Annotated in this window: 12 protein-coding genes; 3 read left to right on the top strand and 9 right to left on the bottom strand. The window is 35.1% G+C overall.

All coding sequences use genetic code 11. The features are described 5' to 3' along the window. Nucleotides 1–3 precede the first annotated feature (3 nt). Entirely contained in the window at nt 4–1,728 is a 1,725-nt protein-coding gene (locus FCN74_RS05985) for a sodium:solute symporter family protein (RefSeq protein ID WP_138931686.1), read from the top strand. Here FCN74_RS05985 and FCN74_RS05990 read toward each other — a convergent pair whose 3' ends face one another. From FCN74_RS05990 to FCN74_RS06020, 7 genes are read right to left on the bottom strand one after another with little or no spacing between them, the layout of a single operon-like run. Further along, nucleotides 1,729–2,457 (bottom strand): shikimate dehydrogenase family protein, encoded by a 729-nt coding sequence (locus FCN74_RS05990; protein WP_138931687.1) that lies wholly within the window; start codon nt 2,455–2,457, stop codon nt 1,729–1,731. It lies immediately after the preceding gene. Continuing rightward, nucleotides 2,450–3,475 (bottom strand): DUF368 domain-containing protein, encoded by a 1,026-nt coding sequence (locus FCN74_RS05995; protein WP_138931688.1) that lies wholly within the window; start codon nt 3,473–3,475, stop codon nt 2,450–2,452. The genes FCN74_RS05990 and FCN74_RS05995 overlap by 8 nt, the downstream gene beginning before the upstream one ends. Before the next feature lie 2 nt (nt 3,476–3,477). Further along, nucleotides 3,478–4,398 carry a DUF368 domain-containing protein gene (locus tag FCN74_RS06000; RefSeq protein WP_246062571.1) on the bottom strand — a complete coding sequence of 307 codons (921 nt, stop codon included), beginning with the start codon at nt 4,396–4,398 and terminating at the stop codon, nt 3,478–3,480. After that, nucleotides 4,388–6,799 carry a glycoside hydrolase family 31 protein gene (locus FCN74_RS06005; protein WP_138931689.1) on the bottom strand — a complete coding sequence of 804 codons (2,412 nt, stop codon included), beginning with the start codon at nt 6,797–6,799 and terminating at the stop codon, nt 4,388–4,390. The genes FCN74_RS06000 and FCN74_RS06005 overlap by 11 nt, the downstream gene beginning before the upstream one ends. A gap of 45 nt (nt 6,800–6,844) precedes the next feature. Further along, nucleotides 6,845–8,749 (bottom strand): 1,4-alpha-glucan branching protein GlgB, encoded by a 1,905-nt coding sequence (glgB, locus tag FCN74_RS06010; RefSeq protein WP_138931690.1) that lies wholly within the window; start codon nt 8,747–8,749, stop codon nt 6,845–6,847. Next, nucleotides 8,742–10,376, bottom strand: coding sequence for a trehalose synthase (locus tag FCN74_RS06015; protein ID WP_138931691.1), 1,635 nt, complete (start codon nt 10,374–10,376; stop codon nt 8,742–8,744). Before FCN74_RS06015 ends, glgB begins: the two co-directional genes overlap by 8 nt. Further along, nucleotides 10,376–12,319, bottom strand: a complete 1,944-nt coding sequence (locus tag FCN74_RS06020) for an alpha-1,4-glucan--maltose-1-phosphate maltosyltransferase (RefSeq protein ID WP_138931692.1) — start codon at nt 12,317–12,319, stop codon at nt 10,376–10,378. Before FCN74_RS06020 ends, FCN74_RS06015 begins: the two co-directional genes overlap by 1 nt. A 249-nt stretch (nt 12,320–12,568) precedes the next feature. Here FCN74_RS06020 and hpf point away from each other — a divergent pair, with 249 nt between their 5' ends. Then, nucleotides 12,569–12,871 carry a ribosome hibernation-promoting factor, HPF/YfiA family gene (gene hpf, locus FCN74_RS06025; protein ID WP_138931693.1) on the top strand — a complete coding sequence of 101 codons (303 nt, stop codon included), beginning with the start codon at nt 12,569–12,571 and terminating at the stop codon, nt 12,869–12,871. A gap of 71 nt (nt 12,872–12,942) precedes the next feature. Here hpf and FCN74_RS06030 read toward each other — a convergent pair whose 3' ends face one another. Together FCN74_RS06030 and gyrA are read right to left on the bottom strand one after the other, a co-directional pair. Continuing rightward, entirely contained in the window at nt 12,943–14,208 is a 1,266-nt protein-coding gene (locus tag FCN74_RS06030; protein WP_171047126.1) for a tetratricopeptide repeat protein, read from the bottom strand. 37 nt (nt 14,209–14,245) lie between these two features. Next, nucleotides 14,246–16,765, bottom strand: a complete 2,520-nt coding sequence (gyrA, locus tag FCN74_RS06035; RefSeq protein WP_138931695.1) for a DNA gyrase subunit A — start codon at nt 16,763–16,765, stop codon at nt 14,246–14,248. Between the two features lie 228 nt (nt 16,766–16,993). On the opposite strand from gyrA, the gene FCN74_RS06040 reads away from it, so the two are divergent. Continuing rightward, entirely contained in the window at nt 16,994–19,534 is a 2,541-nt protein-coding gene (locus FCN74_RS06040) for an ATP-dependent Clp protease ATP-binding subunit (protein ID WP_138931696.1), read from the top strand. Nucleotides 19,535–19,563: the final 29 nt, after the last annotated feature.

The following is a 19,563-nucleotide window of genomic DNA, read 5'->3' on the forward strand; positions in this document are numbered from 1 at the left end:
ATTATGAGCTTATCCTATATAGATTGGGCAATAGTTATAAGCTTTTTTGTACTAAGCTTATGTATTGGTATATATACTTTAAAGTTTAGTGGAAAAAGTGTCTCAAACTTTTTTCTATCAGGTCGAAACATGCCGTGGTGGGTTTTAGGGGTTTCTATGGTGGCTACGACTTTTGCAGCTGATACACCGGGTTTAGTGGCTGGAATTGTCAGAGAAGATGGTGTCAGTGGTAATTGGGTGTGGTGGAGTTTTTTACTTACAGGGATGTTGACCGTATTTTTTTATGCTAAACTGTGGCGCAGAACAGGGATTACAACAGATTTAGAATTTTACGAATTGCGTTACAGTGGTAAAAGTGCATCATTTCTAAGAGGTTTTAGAGCGCTATATCTTGGGGTATTTTTTAATGTTGTTATCATGGCAACAGTATGTCTGGCTGCGATAAAAATAGGACATGTCTTATTTGGGTTTTCGGCTTCTACATCACTAATAATTGCCTGTAGTATCACAGCATTTTACTCGATGTTAGGTGGTCTTAAAGGCGTTCTTATTACAGATTTCGTTCAATTTATCATAGCCATGACTGGAAGTATTTGGGCTAGCATATTTATCGTTAATAGACCTGAGATTGGTGGAATTCAAAATTTAATGCAGCATGTTGATGTACAGCATAAGCTCAATATATTTCCCAATTTTGACCAACCAGAAGTTTATATACCATTACTTGTAATTCCTTTAGCCGTTCAATGGTGGAGTGTTTGGTATCCCGGTGCAGAACCCGGTGGTGGCGGATACATCGTCCAACGCATGTTGGCTGCAAAAAATGAAAAACACGCGACTTTAGCGACTTTATTTTTTAATGTCATGCACTATGCTATAAGACCTTGGCCTTGGATAATTATGGGTTTGGCTTCTATTGTGATTTATCCAAATCTTATTGATCTCCAACAAGCTTATCCTAACTTGGACTCAGAATTTATCAAAAACGATTTGTCATATGCTGCTATGCTTCAACTTTTACCGGCTGGACTAATTGGTATCGTCGTGACTTCGCTAATTGCCGCATTTATGAGTACGATATCAACACACTTAAATTGGGGCAGCAGTTATATCGTAAATGATTTTTATGTGAGATTTATCAAACCAGATGCATCGTCTAAAGAACAGGTTCTTATTGGGAGATTATCTATATTAATCATGATGGTATTGTCTGCTTTATTGGCTTTTGTTCTAGAAGAAGCTAAAGATGCATTTGACTTGTTACTTCAAATTGGGGCTGGTACAGGGTTGTTGTTTATCGTAAGATGGTTTTGGTATCGCGTGAATCCCTATAGCGAAATCACAGCCATGCTGGTTTCTTTTCTCATTGCGTTGGTGTTTTTTGTTAATAAAAAAACTGATTATCAGTGGTTTGCAATTCAACAATATGAAGAACTTATCTATGGTGTTATTATTACAAGCATAGCATGGATGGGGGTGAGTTTACTGACTTCACCAAGTCAAAAATCAACATTAGAATCCTTTGATCAGAAAGCATTTAAAAACGCTTCAAAATTTCATAATTTTAAGTACCAAATTGTATCATTTTTAGCAGCAACCATTGGGGTTTATGCTTTGCTGTTTGGTATTGGCCAGGCCATATTTGGTCACCTCTCTTCTACTCTATTTTCTGCTTTGATAACCTTAACATGCTCGATTGTGGTATATAAATTTTGGAAAAAGATATGATTATGCATTCCAAATTTCCCAGGATTTTTCAGCTTGAAATCTCAACATATCGTAACCGTTACAAATTTTAGCACCTTGATTATTTCCTTGGGCTAAAAAGGTGCTTACTTTAGGGTTGTAAACCAAATCAAATAAAAAATGTTTTTGATTTAAATAGGCATAGGGAATATCCGGCGATTCATCAATATTCGGATAAGTTCCCAGCGGTGTACAATTAATGATAAGATAATGAGCGTTCATTGTATTCTTATTGATATCATTATAATGGATTTGGTTGTTAACAGGTTGTCTGGATACTATCTTATAATCGATATCAAAGGACTTCAGGGCATAACAAATTGCTTTTGAAGCACCGCCAGAGCCTAAAACTAATGCCTTTTGATGATGTTTTTCTAGTAAAGGAAACAGCGCCGACATAAAACCAAATACATCAGTATTATAGCCGTATAATTTATTCTGGACAATTTTAATGGTATTTACAGCACCTACAGCTTTAGCGGTTTGATCTAATTGATCTAAAAACTCTATGACACTTTGTTTATAAGGAATCGTAACATTTAAACCCTTTAAATTTTTTTCGCGAATTAATACTGATTTTAACTTTAAAATATTATCAATATCATAATTTTCATACGTAGCATCAATATTTAAGTTATCAAACTTTTGAGTAAAATAAGTCTTTGAGAAAGAATAATCTATATCTTTTCCAATTAAACCAAATTTATGCATAGCGCTTAGTTTTATTACGTTTGTCGTACCAAACTAAAAATAATATAATGGAAATACCTACAAGGATAAAAAAAATAGCCATGTAAGTAGAAGATAAATCAAAATCTGGCCAATAGCGCTTGTAATTTTTAATGATAGGCTCTTGATTTGAATCCAAAAGTATTTCTCCTGCGCTATTCTTATCAAAGATTTTTTCTTTCCATGGCCAAACAACACCTAAACTCCCAGTTATAAAACCAATAATTGTTGCAAATGTATTATTTCTAAAATGCTTCAATACATAACCTAAAACATGAGAGATGCTGACTAATCCTAATACAGATCCAGCTGTAAAAACACCTAATATTTTGAGTAAATGAACCCTTTGTGCATTATCCGTAAAACTGAAATCCCATCTGAATATTTCAGTGATAGTATCATAAAGAGCGTTAACAGAGTCAACCAATAACAGCACATAATTTCCCATTAAAATGAGTAAAAATGATCCCGATAAACCCGGTAAAGTCATACCCGAAACACTCACAAATCCACACAATAACACAAACCAAAGGTTATCATTTTGTGTAGCAGGTTCTAAAAGGCTAATCATCAAACCACCTATTGCGCCTAAACTCATAAAAACAATTTGAGATTTTGACTTGAGATCAAAATCTTTACTAAGGTAATAAATAGACCCTAGAATCATTCCAAAAAAAGTAGCCCAAACATAGATTTCAAATTTTATGATCAAGTAATCTAAGATTTTTGAAACACTAAAATAGCTGATAACCATTCCTAAAACTAAAAGACTGATAAATCTGTAATTGATATATTGTAAAAAGCTTTTAAATCTACCATTTACAATCAACAACACTGCTTTGGTATTAAACTTTTGAAGTGAGTAAATAAATTCTTCATAAAATCCTGCAACAAAAGCGACTACACCACCAGAAACCCCAGGGACTTTATTTGCAGCACCCATAGCAATTCCTTTGACTACGAGTATTACTTTGTCTGTTAAAGTGCGCGTGGCTTCCATTTTTAAGATTTCTTATAAGACCATCGTTCTAAAATGAATATCAATGCAAATCCTAAAATAGCTAAAAGGATAGCAGTAATCACTTGTGGCTGACCGTCAAAGTTGTGTGGCAAAACGGAGGTTTGCCTTAAAATCACTTCTTTGCCTTGAATGATTTCAGAATTAATGACATTTTTCCAAGGCCAAATTTTATTTAAAGACCCAACTATAAATCCTGTTAATATGGCTAGGGTTATATTTTCATAATGTTGAAACAACCATTTTAAAAGTCTTGAAAATGACAAGAGTCCAACTACAGCACCAATTCCAACAGTGGCTATAGTTTTGACGTCTAAAGCACTGACAGCCTCTAAAATTTGTTTGTATGCGCCTAATAGCACTAAAATAAAAGCACCTGAAATTCCAGGTAAAATCATTGCACAAATGGCTAAAGCACCGCAAAAAAAGAGGTAAACTAAGCTTTGGGTTTCTCCAGCCGGAGTTAAGGTAGTAATAAAGTAAGCCATAACTGCTCCCAAAACCAAACACAGGATATAACTGAGTTTCCACTTTGGGATTTGTTTACCAATATACCACACACTGGCCAGGACTAATCCAAAAAAAAATGACCAAACCATAATAGGATGATTGTCTAACAGATACTTCATCAGTTTCATTAATGACAAAACGCTGATGCCAATTCCAATCAATAATGATGTCAAAAAATTACCATTAAGTTTTTTCCACATCTCTGGAAAACCTTGCTGACTCCAGATTCTCAATAAGCTCAAATCAATATTACTGATTGTGGTTACTAATTCCTCATAAATTCCCGTAATAAATGCAATAGTACCTCCAGAGACACCGGGGACGACATCAGCGGCACCCATAGCCATACCTTTAAAAGAAATTAAAAGGTAATCTTTAAATTTTCTATCGGTCATTACTGGATTTGATATGGATTTCAGAAAAATCTTTAGTGATTTTGAAACTGGTTTTAGATTCGTCAAACTCTAATTCGTCCAAACTTACCTTAACATTATCGATTTCAATTTCAAAAATATCAAACGGCAAGCCTACTAAATTGATTTTAAAATAATCATAAGATGTGTCGTATTTACCTAATTTATGTTGTGCAATGATGAGATCATCTTGTTTTCCGGTCAGTTTAAAATTTCTAAAGCTATATCGCCCTTTTTTGTAATCATAGCCATCCTGTGCATCTTCATATACTTGAGAAGTTTCTTCACCAAGTTTAAAGTAAATATCGAGTTTTAGTTCTTTAATTTCAAGTTCACCAACAAATTGTTGTACAGGGTATTTTGGAATGATAGCACCAGCTTTAACGTATATTGGCATACTGTCCATATCTGCATCTACCCACATTTCTTTGCCTCCACTAAAATAAGTGTTATCCCAGAAATTATACCATTCTCCTCTTGGGAAATACATACGTCGACCTTTTGAATGCGGTTCTAAAATGGGACAAACCAATATTTTGTTACCAAAAATAAATTCATCAGTTCTAAAATGAGTTTGAGGATCATTCTGGTCAAAATAGACTAGTGGTTTTATAATGGGAAGACCTTCAGTTGAGTATTGATAAAAAGCTGTATACAAATAAGGAAGCAGAGTATAGCGCAACTCAATAAATTTTCTGGTAATGTCTGTGACATCATCGTCAAATGTCCAAGGCTCTTGATCGCCGTGATGACCGCTTGAATGGGTACGACAAAACGGGTGAAATACCCCGAGTTGTATCCATCTCACAAATAATTCACTATTGGGTTGTTCTGCAAAACCACCAATATCTGAACCTGTAAAAGCCATACCGGACAAATTCATACGCTGGACTTGTGTATTGGCTATCCATAGATGTTCCCAGGTTGCAACATTGTCCCCAGTCCATGAAGTTCCGTATCGCTGTGCACCACTATAGGCTGAACGGGTAATCACAAAAGGACGTTTGGGATACCCGTATTTTTTAACTCCTTCAAAGGTTGCTCTAGCCATTTGAGTTCCATAAACATTATGGGCTTTCCTGTGACTACATGGATGACCATCGTAATCATGTCTTACATCGTCTGGAAAGGTCTTATTAGGAACTTCCATAACAGCGGGTTCATTCATATCATTCCAAACCCCTTTAACACCAATATCAGCGATTAAATCTTTATATAAATCTGCCCACCATTCCCTGACCTCTGGTTTTGTAAAATCTGGAAAACAACACTCACCAGGCCATACCTTTCCTATCATGTGGGGACCATCTGCACGTTTACAAAAATAATCTTTTTCTAAACCGTCTTTATAAATTTCGTATTCGTCGTCTATTTTTATACCCGGATCAATAATGACAACAGTTTTAAAGCCATCATCTGCCAGTTCTTTTACCATTCTTTTGGGATCTGGAAAATAGTCTTTATTCCACGTAAAGCATCTAAACCCATCCATATAATCAATATCGAGATAAAGGCCGTCACAGGGTATTTTAAGTTCTCTAAATTTTTGAGCGACTTCTTTAAACCGACTTTCTGGATAATAACTCCACTTGCATTGATGATAGCCTAAAGCCCACAATGGTGGTAATTCGGCATGGCCAGTCAAATCTGTATAGTTACTCACAACATTTTCCATTTTTGGCCCGTAAATAAAGTAGTAGTTCATTTCACCACCTTGTGCCCAAAAACTTGTGATATTATGGCGTTCTTGGCAAAAATCAAAAAATGTTCTGAATGAATTGTCAAAAAATATTCCATAAGCCTGTTGATGGTGAAGTCCGATGTAAAATGGAACAGCTTTGTAAATAGGATCTTTATCTTTAGAAAATGCATATTCGTCTGTTGGCCAATTTTGAACACGCTTGCCTCTTAAGTTAGAGTGCATAGGCTTATCGCCCATACCGTAAAACGCCTCTTTTTCTTGGGTTTTTTTACTCATCTTTACGACATTTCCGCCTTTGTCGTATAATTCTTCATAATGAAAGCCTACTTCATCTTCATTGATAAGCTGACCCTTGGTATCGTATATTTTATTTTGGAGACTCTTTTTCTCTATTTTACATACAAGTTTTGAAGTGGTTACAATATAATTTTCTACATCTTCAGACACTTCTAACTTGTTGTATCCCTTAACGCTTTTTTCTGATATTGCATATGAAAAATCATCTTCAAGTTGCCCTCGTACGCCGTATCTAAATCTTATCACACTATCTCTTAAAATACTGAGTTCTAAGACAATATTATTTTTAGTTTTAAAGTATAATTTATCTACATTTTGTTCAAATGAAATAACTTCGTTAGGAAATTGATTTCCCAATTCATGCAACTCGGTGTTTGTAATCATATCTTAGTCAATTATTTTAAGGCACAAATATAAGGCTTGCTTTATTTAAATAGCTTTAAAAATTAAAAATCCTAAGGGTGGTAAGTCAAGATTAATTGATGTATTTTTATTATGGTGTTCAAGCTTTTCTATTTTTACGTTTTTGTTCTTATAATGTCCGGTACCACCGTAGGTTTTGTCATCTGAATTTAGCAAAAGCTTCAAAGATTTTATGTTTTCAATTCCTATTCTGTAGTTTTCACGAGGTACCGGTGTAAAGTTGCAAACCACAATCAATTTATGATTATCCTTATCTTTTCTGATATAGGATAAAACAGAGTTTTCAGCATCGTTATAGTCAATCCACTCAAAGCCTTTATCAATAAATTGTTGTTCGTGTAGAGCTGTTTCTTTTCTGTATAAAGCATTGAGTTCTGCTATTAAATTTAAGACACCTTTGTTAAGTTTATTTTCTAACAGATGCCAATCAAGGCTATTCTGAAAATTCCATTCATCGTATTGACCAAATTCTGCACCTTGAAAGATTAAATTGGTTCCTGGATGAGTAAACATATAACCAAATAACAGCCTCAAATTAGCAAACTTTTGCCATTGATCTCCAGGCATTTTGTTTACTAAAGATTGTTTGCCATAGACCACTTCATCATGCGATAGCGGAAGCATAAAATTTTCTGTAAATGCATAATTTAAACTAAAAGTCAATTCGTTATGATGATGCTTTCTATAAATTGGTTCTTTGGAAAAATATTCTAAAGTATCATTCATCCAGCCCATCATCCATTTCATACCAAATCCTAAACCACCTAGAAAAGTGGGGCGAGACACTTGCGGATAACTTGTAGATTCTTCTGCGATGGTCTGTACATCAGGGTAATTTTTGTAAACCTCTTCGTTAAATTCTTTGATGAATGAAACGGCTTCGAGATATTCATTACCACCGTAAATATTGGGTTCCCATTCACCGTCTTCTCTTGAGTAGTCTAGATACAGCATTGATGCCACGGCATCGACTCTCAGACCGTCAATATGGTATTTGTCTAACCAAAATAATGCATTACTGATTAAAAACGCTTTAACTTCGTTTCGTCCATAATTGAATATGAGAGATTTCCAGTCGGGATGATAACCTTTACTCCTATCTGGATGTTCATAAAGATGTGTACCATCAAAAAACCCTAATCCATGAGCATCTTCCGGAAAATGTGATGGCACCCAATCCAAAATAACACCAATATCATTCTGGTGAAATTTTTCTACCAATGTCATAAATTCTTCGGGGTAACCAAACCTTGATGTTGGGGCAAAATAGCCTGTAATTTGATAGCCCCAACTTGGGTCGTATGGATATTCCATAATAGGCATAAACTCAACATGAGTAAAATTTAATGATTTTACGTGTTTGACGAGGTCATCAGCCAATTCTAAATAGCTTAAGCTTCGATCTTCTTCGACAACTTTTTTCCAGGACCCTAAATGAACTTCATAGACTGAAAAAGGGGATTTGATGGCGTTTTTAGTTTTTCTTTTTTGCATCCAAGTTCCATCTTTCCATGTTTTATTCAGTTTCCAAACCACAGAAGCAGTCTTTGGAGGATGCTCGCAGTGTTTTGCAAAAGGGTCAGCTTTTTCAGTTTTGATGTCATTATTATGTGATAAAACTTTGTATTTATAAATATCACCTTGCTTCACACCAGGAATAAATCCTTCCCAAATACCACTTTCATCCCATCTTACATTGAGCTGATGTTCACCTTCTATCCAGTAATTGAAGTTGCCAATCACCGATACTTTTTTTGCTGAAGGTGCCCAAACAGCAAAGTAAGTTCCTTCTTCACCATCAACAGTCATAGGGTGAGAACCTAATTTCTCATAAAGTCTGAAGTGTTTTCCGGTTTTAAAAAGATCGATATCAAAATCTGTAAATAGGCTGTGTACTTTGACTTTACTCATCGTTGTTTTGTTTTAAAATGTTTACTATGCCTTTGAGAGGAATAATTGACCATTGTGGCCTAGCATTGAGCTCATAACCTAACTCATAAATTGCTTTTTCGAGCAAACAATATTCTAATAAAAATTCAATTTCATTCAGGTAACCGATATTGACATTATTGTTTTGCACTTTTTCAATGTAGGCGTTTAAAAACACACCAACCATATAAGAATAAACAACTTCTGCGCTGTGAAACAAGTCTTTTACCGGATGTTGATAGTGGTCAATATTGTTGAAAATCGTGGCATAAACAGCATAGCTGAATGACCTAAACATCCCAGCAACATCTTTGAGCGGCGGCTGTTTTACTTTTCTATCTCTAATTGTACTTTCGGGCTCACCTTCAAAATCTATAATAAAAAAATCGCGGTCTTGAACCAGGACTTGACCCAAGTGATAATCGCCATGAACTCTTATGCGTTCACTTTTAAGTTGACTCTCATCAAAATCTAAAAACCGCTTTTTGATTTTTTTTTTATGGTCTAAGAGGTCGTTGGCCATTTCGACCATCATACCATCTAGCTTGTGTAAGTTGTTTTCGAGAAGATTTATACGGTTGTCAAGCATATACATAAGTCGATTCTTTAACCAAACCGTATAATCGTAAGTGTATGCAGTAGGTGTAAAACTAGCATTGATGCGCTCCATACCTAAAGTAATATGCATTTCAGCAGTTCTAAGGGCAAGTTTTTCTACATCTTCAAAAATGTCTCTATCAAACCACTTGAGTAATTTTGGATCAATATCATCGACCTTAATTTGATTGTATTTTTTCAGTACGTTTAAGGATTTGACATTGTATTGTTTTTCGGTAAGCTTTCTATATGCTTTTTCAATATTCTGGACGAAATACTCCCAGGCGTCTCCTTGGTTAGGGATAAGTTCTTGCATTAATGCTAACGTCATGATATTCTTATCGCTAAATTTAATGGTAATACTACCTGCGTATCCGGGTGTATTGGTAAAGTATCCTTTATTGGTCAAATACTTACTAATTTCATAATCAGGATTTTGATCTGTGTAAACTCTTCTAAAAAACTTTAAAATATATTTATCATTAAAAATGATAGAGGTGTTGCTTTGTTCAGCACTTAAGAATTTTGAGCTCTCATAAGCACTAGCTTTACATTTTCGCCCACGACGAAATTCAACTTTATTGTATTTATACTTATTACCTTCTACTATTTTATCAAAAATTTGAGACCGGAAAGATTCTAAAAGTATTGCATCAACCAGGTAGCCTTTTTCACCATTGAGATTAATCCGAGCAATGATATTATGGTCTACATAGTCTTTTTCTTTAACCAAACCTATTGGTAAAAAATACTCTTGAACAAAGGCTTCTTTAAAATTGACTTCTAAAACAACGCCGTAAAATAAATCATTTTCATTTTCAATTTTAAAAAAACTTTCAATATCAATATATTTTAAAGCACTTGCTTTGCCACCGTACCAACGTTGTGAAACAATATAATCTTCTAAAACATCACTGCAAAACTCATTGATAAACCGTTGGTTTTCAAATATATATTCCCATGCGGAGCCATATTTAAAAATAGCATTAATATGTGGTTTGTTGTCTGACATTAAACCAATTCTAGTTTAAAGATGTGCAATGGTAGACTTGGATTTAGCTCAACATAATTCCACTCGTCATACCAATTGTAATGATTGTCTGTAATTAAATCTGTTAATCTAAAATGTTGTCCTACATTAAACCCTAACACTTCATAAGGCAATCTTAACATGCCTTTTTGAGTGTAATAAGCATCAAGACTAACAACTCCTAAAATTAAATTGTCTTTTTCCTCATTCCATTTAACATAGCCTAAAAGATTTTCGTTTTCGATACCGCAAAACTCAATATAATTGGTTTGCTGTAATGCGGGTTGGGATTTTCGAATATGGTTAATTTTGGACATCAAAAAAGTGATCTTATTTTCTATAGACCAATCCCAGTGTTTAATCTCATATTTTTCAGAATTCTGGTACTCTTCTTTACCTAAAACACCTTCACTAAGCATTTGCTCAAATACCGGCCCATAAACCCCTGCATTACTGGATAGTGTTGCGGCAAGAGCATATCTAATGACGTGCATCGTTTCATTAGCACCTTGCAAGTGATAGGGATTAATATCAGGTGTGTTGACCCAAAAATTAGGTCTGAAGTATTCTTTCATAGATGTTTTTGTCAATTCGTTGACATATTCTATCAGTTCATTTTTATCAACTCGCCAAGTAAAATAGGTGTAAGACTGGCTAAAACCCTGCTTTGCTAGCTGCTGCATAACCTTTGGTCTTGAAAATGCCTCTGACAAAAATAAGGTGTCCGGGTATTTACGTTTTATTTCGGCTATAAACCAATGCCAAAAACGATAAGGTTTAGTGTGTGGGTTATCTACTCTAAATACTCTTATGCCTTGCTTTGCCCAATATAATCCTATACTCAAAAGTTCATCCCAAAGCTTATCAACCGCTTCACACTCAAAGTTAAAATTGACGATGTCTTGATATTTTTTGGGTGGATTTTTAGCATATTGGATACTCCCATCTGGTCTAAATTTAAACCACTCCGGATGTTCAGTAAGATATGGATGATCAGGTGCGGCCTGAAATGCCAAATCCATGGCAACTTCGATACCCAGAGCTTTGGCTTTTTGAATGAGTGATTTAAAGTCATCTAAAGTCCCAAGATCAGGGTGAATGCTTTTGTGGCCGCCGAGTTTTGAACCTATCGCCCAAGGTACGCCGCAGTCGTCCGGTTGTGCCTGAGTGGTATTATTTTTACCTTTTCTATTTTTTTCTCCGATTGGATGAATAGGTGGAAAGTATAAAGTATCGAAACCCATTTTAGCAATGCGTTCTAAAAGTTGCTCACTGTCTTTAAATGTTCCATGATGAGCCTCTTTTGGTGATGATGAACGTGGAAAAAACTCATACCAGGTACTGAATCTTGCCTTATCTCTATCGACATAAATTTGATAATCTTGAGTTTCGGTAGCAAAGGATTTTGTTGGAAAATCAATAAACAATCTTTTCAACCTATCAGATTTAGCGTGATCACAAGCCTCTTGATATTGATTTTCATTTTGAAATAATTTGATCAAGTCCTGAATAAAATTTAAATCTTCTTTTTTAGTGATTTTGTCCAGTAAAACTTCTAAATATTGAACCCCTTCTAAAAGTTCACTTTTGACGTGAGTCTCTGCAGCTATTTTTGCAGAAATCCCGTGATGCCAGTTTAGGGCATGATCAACCCATGCTCTTAATTTATAAGTGTAGTAGCCTTGATGTACAACATAAAACTGTCCTTTAAAAACATCGTTGACTTCATGATCTAATCTTAATATAAAATTATGCTTGTTGTCTACATGGTTAACTTCAACTTCGGCTTGGATCACATCGTGTCCATCACCAAATATATCTGCAGAGATATTGACAACTTCATTGACGACACGCTTTATAAAAAAAAGACCAAAGTTGAGTTGTGGTGATACATTTTCAATGATGAGGCGTTGCTGTTTGGTCATTTTTTTGATTTTGTTGTTAAAGTAATGGATTTTTTAAATGTCTTGCAAAAAAAGATAGTATATTTTTTTGATATAAAATTTAAATCATTATAAATTATTTATATGGTATTTTGCTATTAATCAAAACTAATACAACAGTCTATATATTAATTTAAACTTTAAAAGATGATTATAGTCAGCTAATCGCTAAATGAATTAAAATTATTAAAGATTAATTATTATCTTAGTAAAAACTAAAATATACAAGTTATGGATATCAATTTTAATTATGTACATGTATCAGCGAGTGAACGACTTGAATCTTTTACCTCTAAACGTCTAAAAAAACTAAAAGACAGATACAGCTGGATTGTAAGAGCTGAAGTTCATTTAAAAAAAGAAAACACATCGAGTCCAGAAACGGGTATGATATGTGATATACAGATCAGTGCTCCGGGACAAAATGTTTTTACATCCTCTAGTGAAAAAACATTTGAAGCGGCTATTAGCAAAAGTGTAGATGAGCTTAAGCGTCAATTACAAAAGAAAAAGGAAAAAATGTCCACACATTAATCTAAGATGATTTCATACTAAAAAAGCGGTTGAAATATTTCAACCGCTTTTTTTTGACTTGAATTTACAAATTAGTTTTGTTGACTTTCTTTTTCTTTAATGAGTTTATCCATTTCTTGAGCTTTTTCATTGTCTTGAGTTTGATAGTAAATACTTTTTAAGTATTTCATCGCATTAATGTTTGATGAATCCAGCTCAATTGTTTTCTTCAAGTACGGAATAGCTTCTTTAAGTATATCGATTTTCTCTGCCTTTAGCTTGTCATACTTTTTAGTATCTGCTGGAGACATTCCTAATTTATTCATTTCTTCAGTAATTTTTCTGTCTTTAGCCAGGATAATGCTAGCGACATTATTGTAAGCATTGGCCATCTCGGGATCTAATTCAATAGCTTTTAAGTACATTTTTTTTGCTTTATCAAAATCTTTCAATTTCTCTGCACTCACACCGAGATTATAAAATACAACTGGATCATTGGGGTTCTTTTTAGCAATGAAGGACATTACTTCATTATATTTTTCCATGTTACCCATATTGTAATATAAATCAGCTTCAGCCTGCATAAGAGCAACATCGTCTGGATTTTCAGCTTTAGCGCGTTTCATTGCAGCTATTGCTTTTTCCGGTTTATCTTGTTCAATATAAATAAGTGAAACATTTTTAGCGATTTCACCTGCTTTTGAAGGAGTTTTATTATCTATTGGATCTTTATGCGAACCAGATTTCACAGAAGCATCTCTAAGGGTTTTGTTTCCAAACGTCTCTACAACTCCTGTTTCAACATTTGTAGCTTGATACAATACTTGTGATCCATCATAATCTAGATCTAAAAGCTTTTTGTAGTATTCGAGCGCCAAATCATATTCTTGAGCATTTACAGCGCTCGATGCAGCATAATACAGGTACAACGTATCTTGTTTACCAAGTTCATAAGCTCTGTAAAGTTTGTTGGCGGCAATCAGATTTTTTTGTTTTTTTTGATCTTCTACTGCATTATTGACTAATGCGGCTCTTACTTCTTCAAGTCCTTTTTTTGCATCGTCTACATCTTCTCCTAAGTCTACAGCTTTTTGAAATGCATCAGCTGCTGTCTTTAAGTCTTCAAAAGAACTCCCCAACCCGTTAGCTAAATAGGCTTTACCTTTAGTTAACAGATATCTGGATTGCCATTTTTCTTTCTCGTTGGTGTATGTACTTTCAACTTCTTTTAGTAAAGATTTGGCTTCGCTAAAGTTTTTATCTTCAACGGCATCTTCGGCATTTCTAATTTCTTTTTTTTGTGCATAAGCTGTTATGACAAAGCACATTAATAATAGTGAAAAAATCTTAGTTTTCATCATTTTAGGTTTTGGTTTTGTATATTTTGTTTTCGATTTATTCTTTATCAATATTGTCTTGACTTTCAATGTCTTTGATATCGTCATTCTCATCATCTTCTACCATAATTTTGGCTACAGCAGCAATAGCATCACCGTCTTTTATATTGATGAGTTTTACCCCTTGTGTAGCTCTCCCCATAGTTCTCAACTCATTCATAGACATTCTAATGGCGACACCAGATTTCTTAATAATCATTAACTCATCTTGATCAGTTACCGACTTTAAGGATACTAAATTTCCTGTTTTTTCTGTAACAGAAATGGTTTTAACGCCTTTACCGCCTCGATTGGTTAACCTGTAAATTTGATCACCTGTTTCAGGATCGTCTATATAAGTTCGTTTACCATAGCCGTTTTCAGAAACCACTAAAACCGTTTCTTCTTGTGGATGATTGACAATTATCATACCAACGACTTCATCAGAATCATTAGCAAGTGAAATTCCTCTAACACCAGACGCGGTTCTTCCCATAGGTCGTGTTTTTTCTTCTTCAAAGCGAACCGCTTTACCACTTTTTAAAGCCAGCATAACTTGACTATCACCTGTTGTTAAGCTCGCAGATAGCAATTCGTCGCCTTCTTTTATAGTAATGGCATTGATACCATTTGTTCGAGGTCTGGAATATTGCTCTAAAGAAGTCTTTTTAACCTGACCTTTTTTGGTTGCCATTAAGACGTAATGGCTGTTAACGTAGTCTTCATCTTTTAAATCTTGGGTACAGATAAAAGCATGTATTTTATCGTCATTTTCAATATTCATCAGGTTTTGTATTGCTCTACCTTTTGAAGCTTTACTGCCCTCGGGAATTTCAAAGACACGCATCCAGTGGCATTTACCATTTTTAGTAAAAAATAGCATGTATTGGTGGTTTGTTCCCACAAAGATATATTCTAAAAAATCTTCATCTCTTGTCGTTGAAGCTTTTTGGCCTACGCCACCTCGACTTTGAGTTTTGTATTCTGTAAGTGGTGTACGTTTGATGTACCCTGCATGAGATATCGTTATGACGACTTGCTCGTCTGGAATCATATCTTCCATGCTCACATCACCACCGGCATATTCAATATTAGAACGCCTTTCATCACCATATTTTTTCTTAATCTCCTCGAGTTCCTCCTTGATGATAGTCATTCTACGATCTTCATTGGCCAATATGTCTTTGAGATCTTCAATGGTTTTCAAAAGTTCGTTGTATTCATCTCTTAACTTGTCTTGTTCAAGACCGGTCAATTGTCTCAAACGCATTTCTACTATCGCTTTTGCCTGAACTTCTGTCAACTCAAAGCGCTCGATAAGTTTACTTCTGGCTTCTTCAGCATTTGCTGAGGCACGGATTAGGGCTATCACTTCGTCAATATGGTCTGAAGCAATGATAAGTCCTTCTAGTATATGAGCGCGATCTTCAGCTTTTTTGAGTTCAAATTTGGTTCTTCTAACGACAACATCATGTCGGTGCTCCACAAAGTTGCTAATCAGGTCTTTCAGATTGAGCATTTGTGGTCGACCTTTGACTAAAGCTATATTGTTTATACTAAAGCTCGACTGCAGTGCAGTGTGTTTGAACAATGTATTTAAAACTACATTTGGAACAGCATCACGTTTTAAGAAATAAACAATGCGCATCCCATTTCTATCCGACTCGTCTCTTATCAAAGAAATACCTTCCAACTTTTTATCATTGACCAAATCTGCGGTTTTTTTGATCATATCCGCTTTGTTAACTTGGTATGGAATTTCATCTACTATGATGCACTCTTTGCCGTTGATTTCTTCAAAACGTGTTTTGGCTCTCATAACAATGCGACCTCTACCCGTCTTGTAAGCTTCTTTTACTCCGTCATAGCCATAGATAGTCCCGCCGGTTGGGAAGTCAGGCGCTTTGATATGTTGCATTAAATCTTCTATCTCTATTTCCTTATTGTCAATGTAAGCAATAGTGCCATCTACAACTTCAGAAAGATTATGCGGAGCCATATTGGTCGCCATACCAACTGCTATCCCACTAGCTCCATTGACAAGTAAGTTAGGAATACGAGTGGGCAAAACTGTAGGTTCGTGGATAGTATCGTCAAAGTTAAGTTGATGATCGACCGTGTCTTTATCAATGTCAGATAACATCTCTTCACTTAACTTCTGCATTCTAGCTTCAGTATATCTCATCGCAGCCGGGCTATCGCCGTCTACAGACCCAAAATTACCTTGTCCATCGATAAGTTGATACCGCATACTCCATTCTTGAGCCATTCTGACCATGGTGTCGTAAACAGAAGTATCACCATGTGGGTGATATTTACCCAAAACTTCACCAACTATACGCGCAGATTTTTTGTAGGGTTTATTTGAGGTGATACCCAGTTCATGCATCCCAAACAGCACTCGTCTGTGAACAGGTTTTAAACCATCTCTGACATCCGGCAATGCTCTTGAAACAATTACAGACATAGAATAATCTATGTAAGCTGTTTTCATCTCATCCTCAATATTGATAGGAATAAGTTGTTCTTTATCTGACATTTTTTAAAATTTGATTTACTAAATTATCAATCTGCTAATTTAATTAATTTTTAAAAAGAAAAATCTTTCTACTCAGCTTTTCCAAATTTTTTATTAACAAAGAATTATTATAAATTCGTTAATAACTTAGCATTATTTTGTGAGTATTTTAAACAAAAAAATTGTTATTTGCTATCATGTATGGCGTGATTTATGCTTTATAATTTAAAGGAAAAAGATAATTAATTTATGGATGATAATTTTTCACCAAAGGTAAAAGATGTTATTGCTTTCAGCAAAGAAGAAGCTTTAAGATTGGGGCATAGTTTTATTGGTACAGAACACCTGTTACTTGGTCTTTTAAGAGAAGGCGATGGTATGGCTATAGATATTTTAAACACCTTAGAGATAGATTTGAATCATTTAAGACGTAAAGTTGAGATTTTAAATCCCACAGAGCCTAATCCAGTTCACATCTCCAACGAGAAAAAGAACTTACATCTGACCAGACAAGCCGAACGTGCTTTAAAAACGACATTCTTAGAAGCTAAATTGTTTCAAAGTTCTTCTATTAATACAGCGCATTTGTTATTGTGTATTTTAAGAAATGACAATGACCCTACAACCAAACTGCTCAACAAACTTAAAATAGACTACGATATAGTGAAAGAAAAATTTAAATCTCTAAAAGGTATGGAAGATGATTTTATAGAGTCTCCATCGGCGAGTTCAATTTCTGATGACTCTGATAACGACAAGCGAAAAAACCCGTTTGAAAGCAGTAAAGCTTCCAAAGGATCGACTTCTAAAAAATCAAAAACACCGGTTTTAGATAATTTTGGCCGTGACTTGACAGCACTTGCTGATGAAGGTAAGCTTGACCCCGTCGTAGGACGACAAAAAGAAATTGAACGGGTATCTCAAATATTGAGTCGTAGAAAGAAAAACAATCCTTTGCTCATCGGCGAACCCGGTGTTGGTAAAAGTGCCATTGCTGAAGGTTTAGCCTTGAGGATTACCGAGAGAAAAGTCTCTCGTATATTATACGACAAACGATTAGTGACTTTAGATTTGGCGAGCCTAGTGGCTGGTACAAAATATAGAGGTCAATTTGAAGAACGCATGAAAGCCGTCATGAATGAACTTGAAAAGAACGATGACATTATATTGTTTATCGATGAAATTCACACCATTGTAGGTGCTGGTGGCGCTACTGGCAGCTTGGATGCCAGCAATATGTTTAAACCGGCTTTAGCAAGAGGTGAAATACAATGTATTGGTGCTACAACCCTTGATGAATATCGTCAAAATATTGAAAAAGATGGTGCCCTAGAAAGACGTTTCCAAAAAATTATAGTAGAACCCACTAATAAGGAGGAAACTATAGAAATTTTAAACAATATAAAAGGAAAATACGAAGATCATCACAGCGTCACTTATACCGATGAAGCGATTGAAGCATGTGTCACTTTGACATCCCGCTACATGACAGAGCGATTTTTACCGGACAAAGCTATCGATGCCCTTGATGAAGCCGGGTCCAGAATTCATATCACCAACATTAAAGTACCACAAAAGGTACTTAACCTCGAGCAACAACTTGACGAGATAAGAGAACACAAAAATTCTGTTGTTAAAAAGCAAAAATACGAGGAGGCGGCCAAATTGAGAGATGATGAAAAAAATATTGAACAAGAATTAGAAATTGCTCAAGAGGAATGGGATAAACATTCTCAGGAAAATCGCGAAACAGTAACTGAAGACCATATTGCAGATGTTATTTCTATGATTACCGGTGTTCCGGTCAATCGAATTGCCAAAACAGAAAGCAACAAGTTGGCTCAATTGCCCAAAGTGATAAAAAGTAAAGTTATAGGTCAAGACGTTGCCGTTGCCAAAGTTTCAAAAGCAATTCAGCGTAATCGCGCCGGACTTAAGGATCCTAACAAACCTATTGGTTCTTTTATATTTTTAGGACAAACCGGTGTTGGTAAAACACAATTGGCAAAAGTTCTAGCCCGCGAGTTATTTGATAATGATGATGCACTTATTCGTTTAGATATGAGTGAGTATATGGAAAAATTTGCGGTATCACGATTGATTGGTGCACCTCCAGGTTATATCGGCTATGAGGAAGGCGGTCAACTGACCGAAAAGGTTAGACGCAAACCTTATGCAGTCGTCCTTTTAGATGAAGTCGAAAAAGCCCATCCGGATGTTTTCAACATGTTATTACAAGTTCTCGATGACGGTTATCTTACCGATAGTTTAGGGCGTAAAATTGACTTTAGAAATACCATCATCATCATGACTTCTAATGTTGGCGCAAGAAAACTCAAAGACTTTGGTCAAGGTGTTGGTTTTGGTACCAAAGCGAGAAAAGAACAAGAGGATGCCAATACGAGAAAAGTTATTGAAGGTGCGCTTAAAAAAGCATTTGCCCCTGAGTTTTTAAACAGAATTGACGATGTGGTCATCTTTAACGCCCTCGAACAAGACGATATCTTTAAAATTATTGATATCGAACTCGATAAACTTTTTAAACGCATCAAAGAAATGGGCTACGAGTTTGACTTGACTGACGAGGCTAAAAAATATATTGCCGAAAAAGGATTTGACAAGCAATACGGTGCGAGACCACTTAATCGAGCTATTCAAAAATACATTGAAGATGCTTTAGCTGAAAAAATTGTGAATTCAGATATTTCTGAAGGCGATTACATCAAAATGGATTTTGATAAAAAAGCTGAAGAACTCGTCATTGATATTGAACATCAAACGGCTAACTAAAATTTTATCACATGGATATGGATTATTTG

This window comes from Mesohalobacter halotolerans (assembly GCF_006120725.1).
In the GTDB taxonomy this organism is placed as follows: domain Bacteria; phylum Bacteroidota; class Bacteroidia; order Flavobacteriales; family Flavobacteriaceae; genus Psychroflexus; species Psychroflexus halotolerans.

Bases quoted from the DNA above. Each gene is read 5' to 3' on its own strand.
- FCN74_RS05985 (WP_138931686.1), top strand. From the start codon at position 4: ATGAGCTTATCCTATATAGATTGGGCAATAGTTATAAGCTTTTTTGTA.
- FCN74_RS05990 (WP_138931687.1), bottom strand. From the start codon at position 2,457: ATGCATAAATTTGGTTTAATTGGAAAAGATATAGATTATTCTTTCTCA.
- FCN74_RS05995 (WP_138931688.1), bottom strand. From the start codon at position 3,475: ATGGAAGCCACGCGCACTTTAACAGACAAAGTAATACTCGTAGTCAAA.
- FCN74_RS06000 (WP_246062571.1), bottom strand. From the start codon at position 4,398: ATGACCGATAGAAAATTTAAAGATTACCTTTTAATTTCTTTTAAAGGT.
- FCN74_RS06005 (WP_138931689.1), bottom strand. From the start codon at position 6,799: ATGATTACAAACACCGAGTTGCATGAATTGGGAAATCAATTTCCTAAC.
- glgB (WP_138931690.1), bottom strand. From the start codon at position 8,749: ATGAGTAAAGTCAAAGTACACAGCCTATTTACAGATTTTGATATCGAT.
- FCN74_RS06015 (WP_138931691.1), bottom strand. From the start codon at position 10,376: ATGTCAGACAACAAACCACATATTAATGCTATTTTTAAATATGGCTCC.
- FCN74_RS06020 (WP_138931692.1), bottom strand. From the start codon at position 12,319: ATGACCAAACAGCAACGCCTCATCATTGAAAATGTATCACCACAACTC.
- hpf (WP_138931693.1), top strand. From the start codon at position 12,569: ATGGATATCAATTTTAATTATGTACATGTATCAGCGAGTGAACGACTT.
- FCN74_RS06030 (WP_171047126.1), bottom strand. From the start codon at position 14,208: ATGAAAACTAAGATTTTTTCACTATTATTAATGTGCTTTGTCATAACA.
- gyrA (WP_138931695.1), bottom strand. From the start codon at position 16,765: ATGTCAGATAAAGAACAACTTATTCCTATCAATATTGAGGATGAGATG.
- FCN74_RS06040 (WP_138931696.1), top strand. From the start codon at position 16,994: ATGGATGATAATTTTTCACCAAAGGTAAAAGATGTTATTGCTTTCAGC.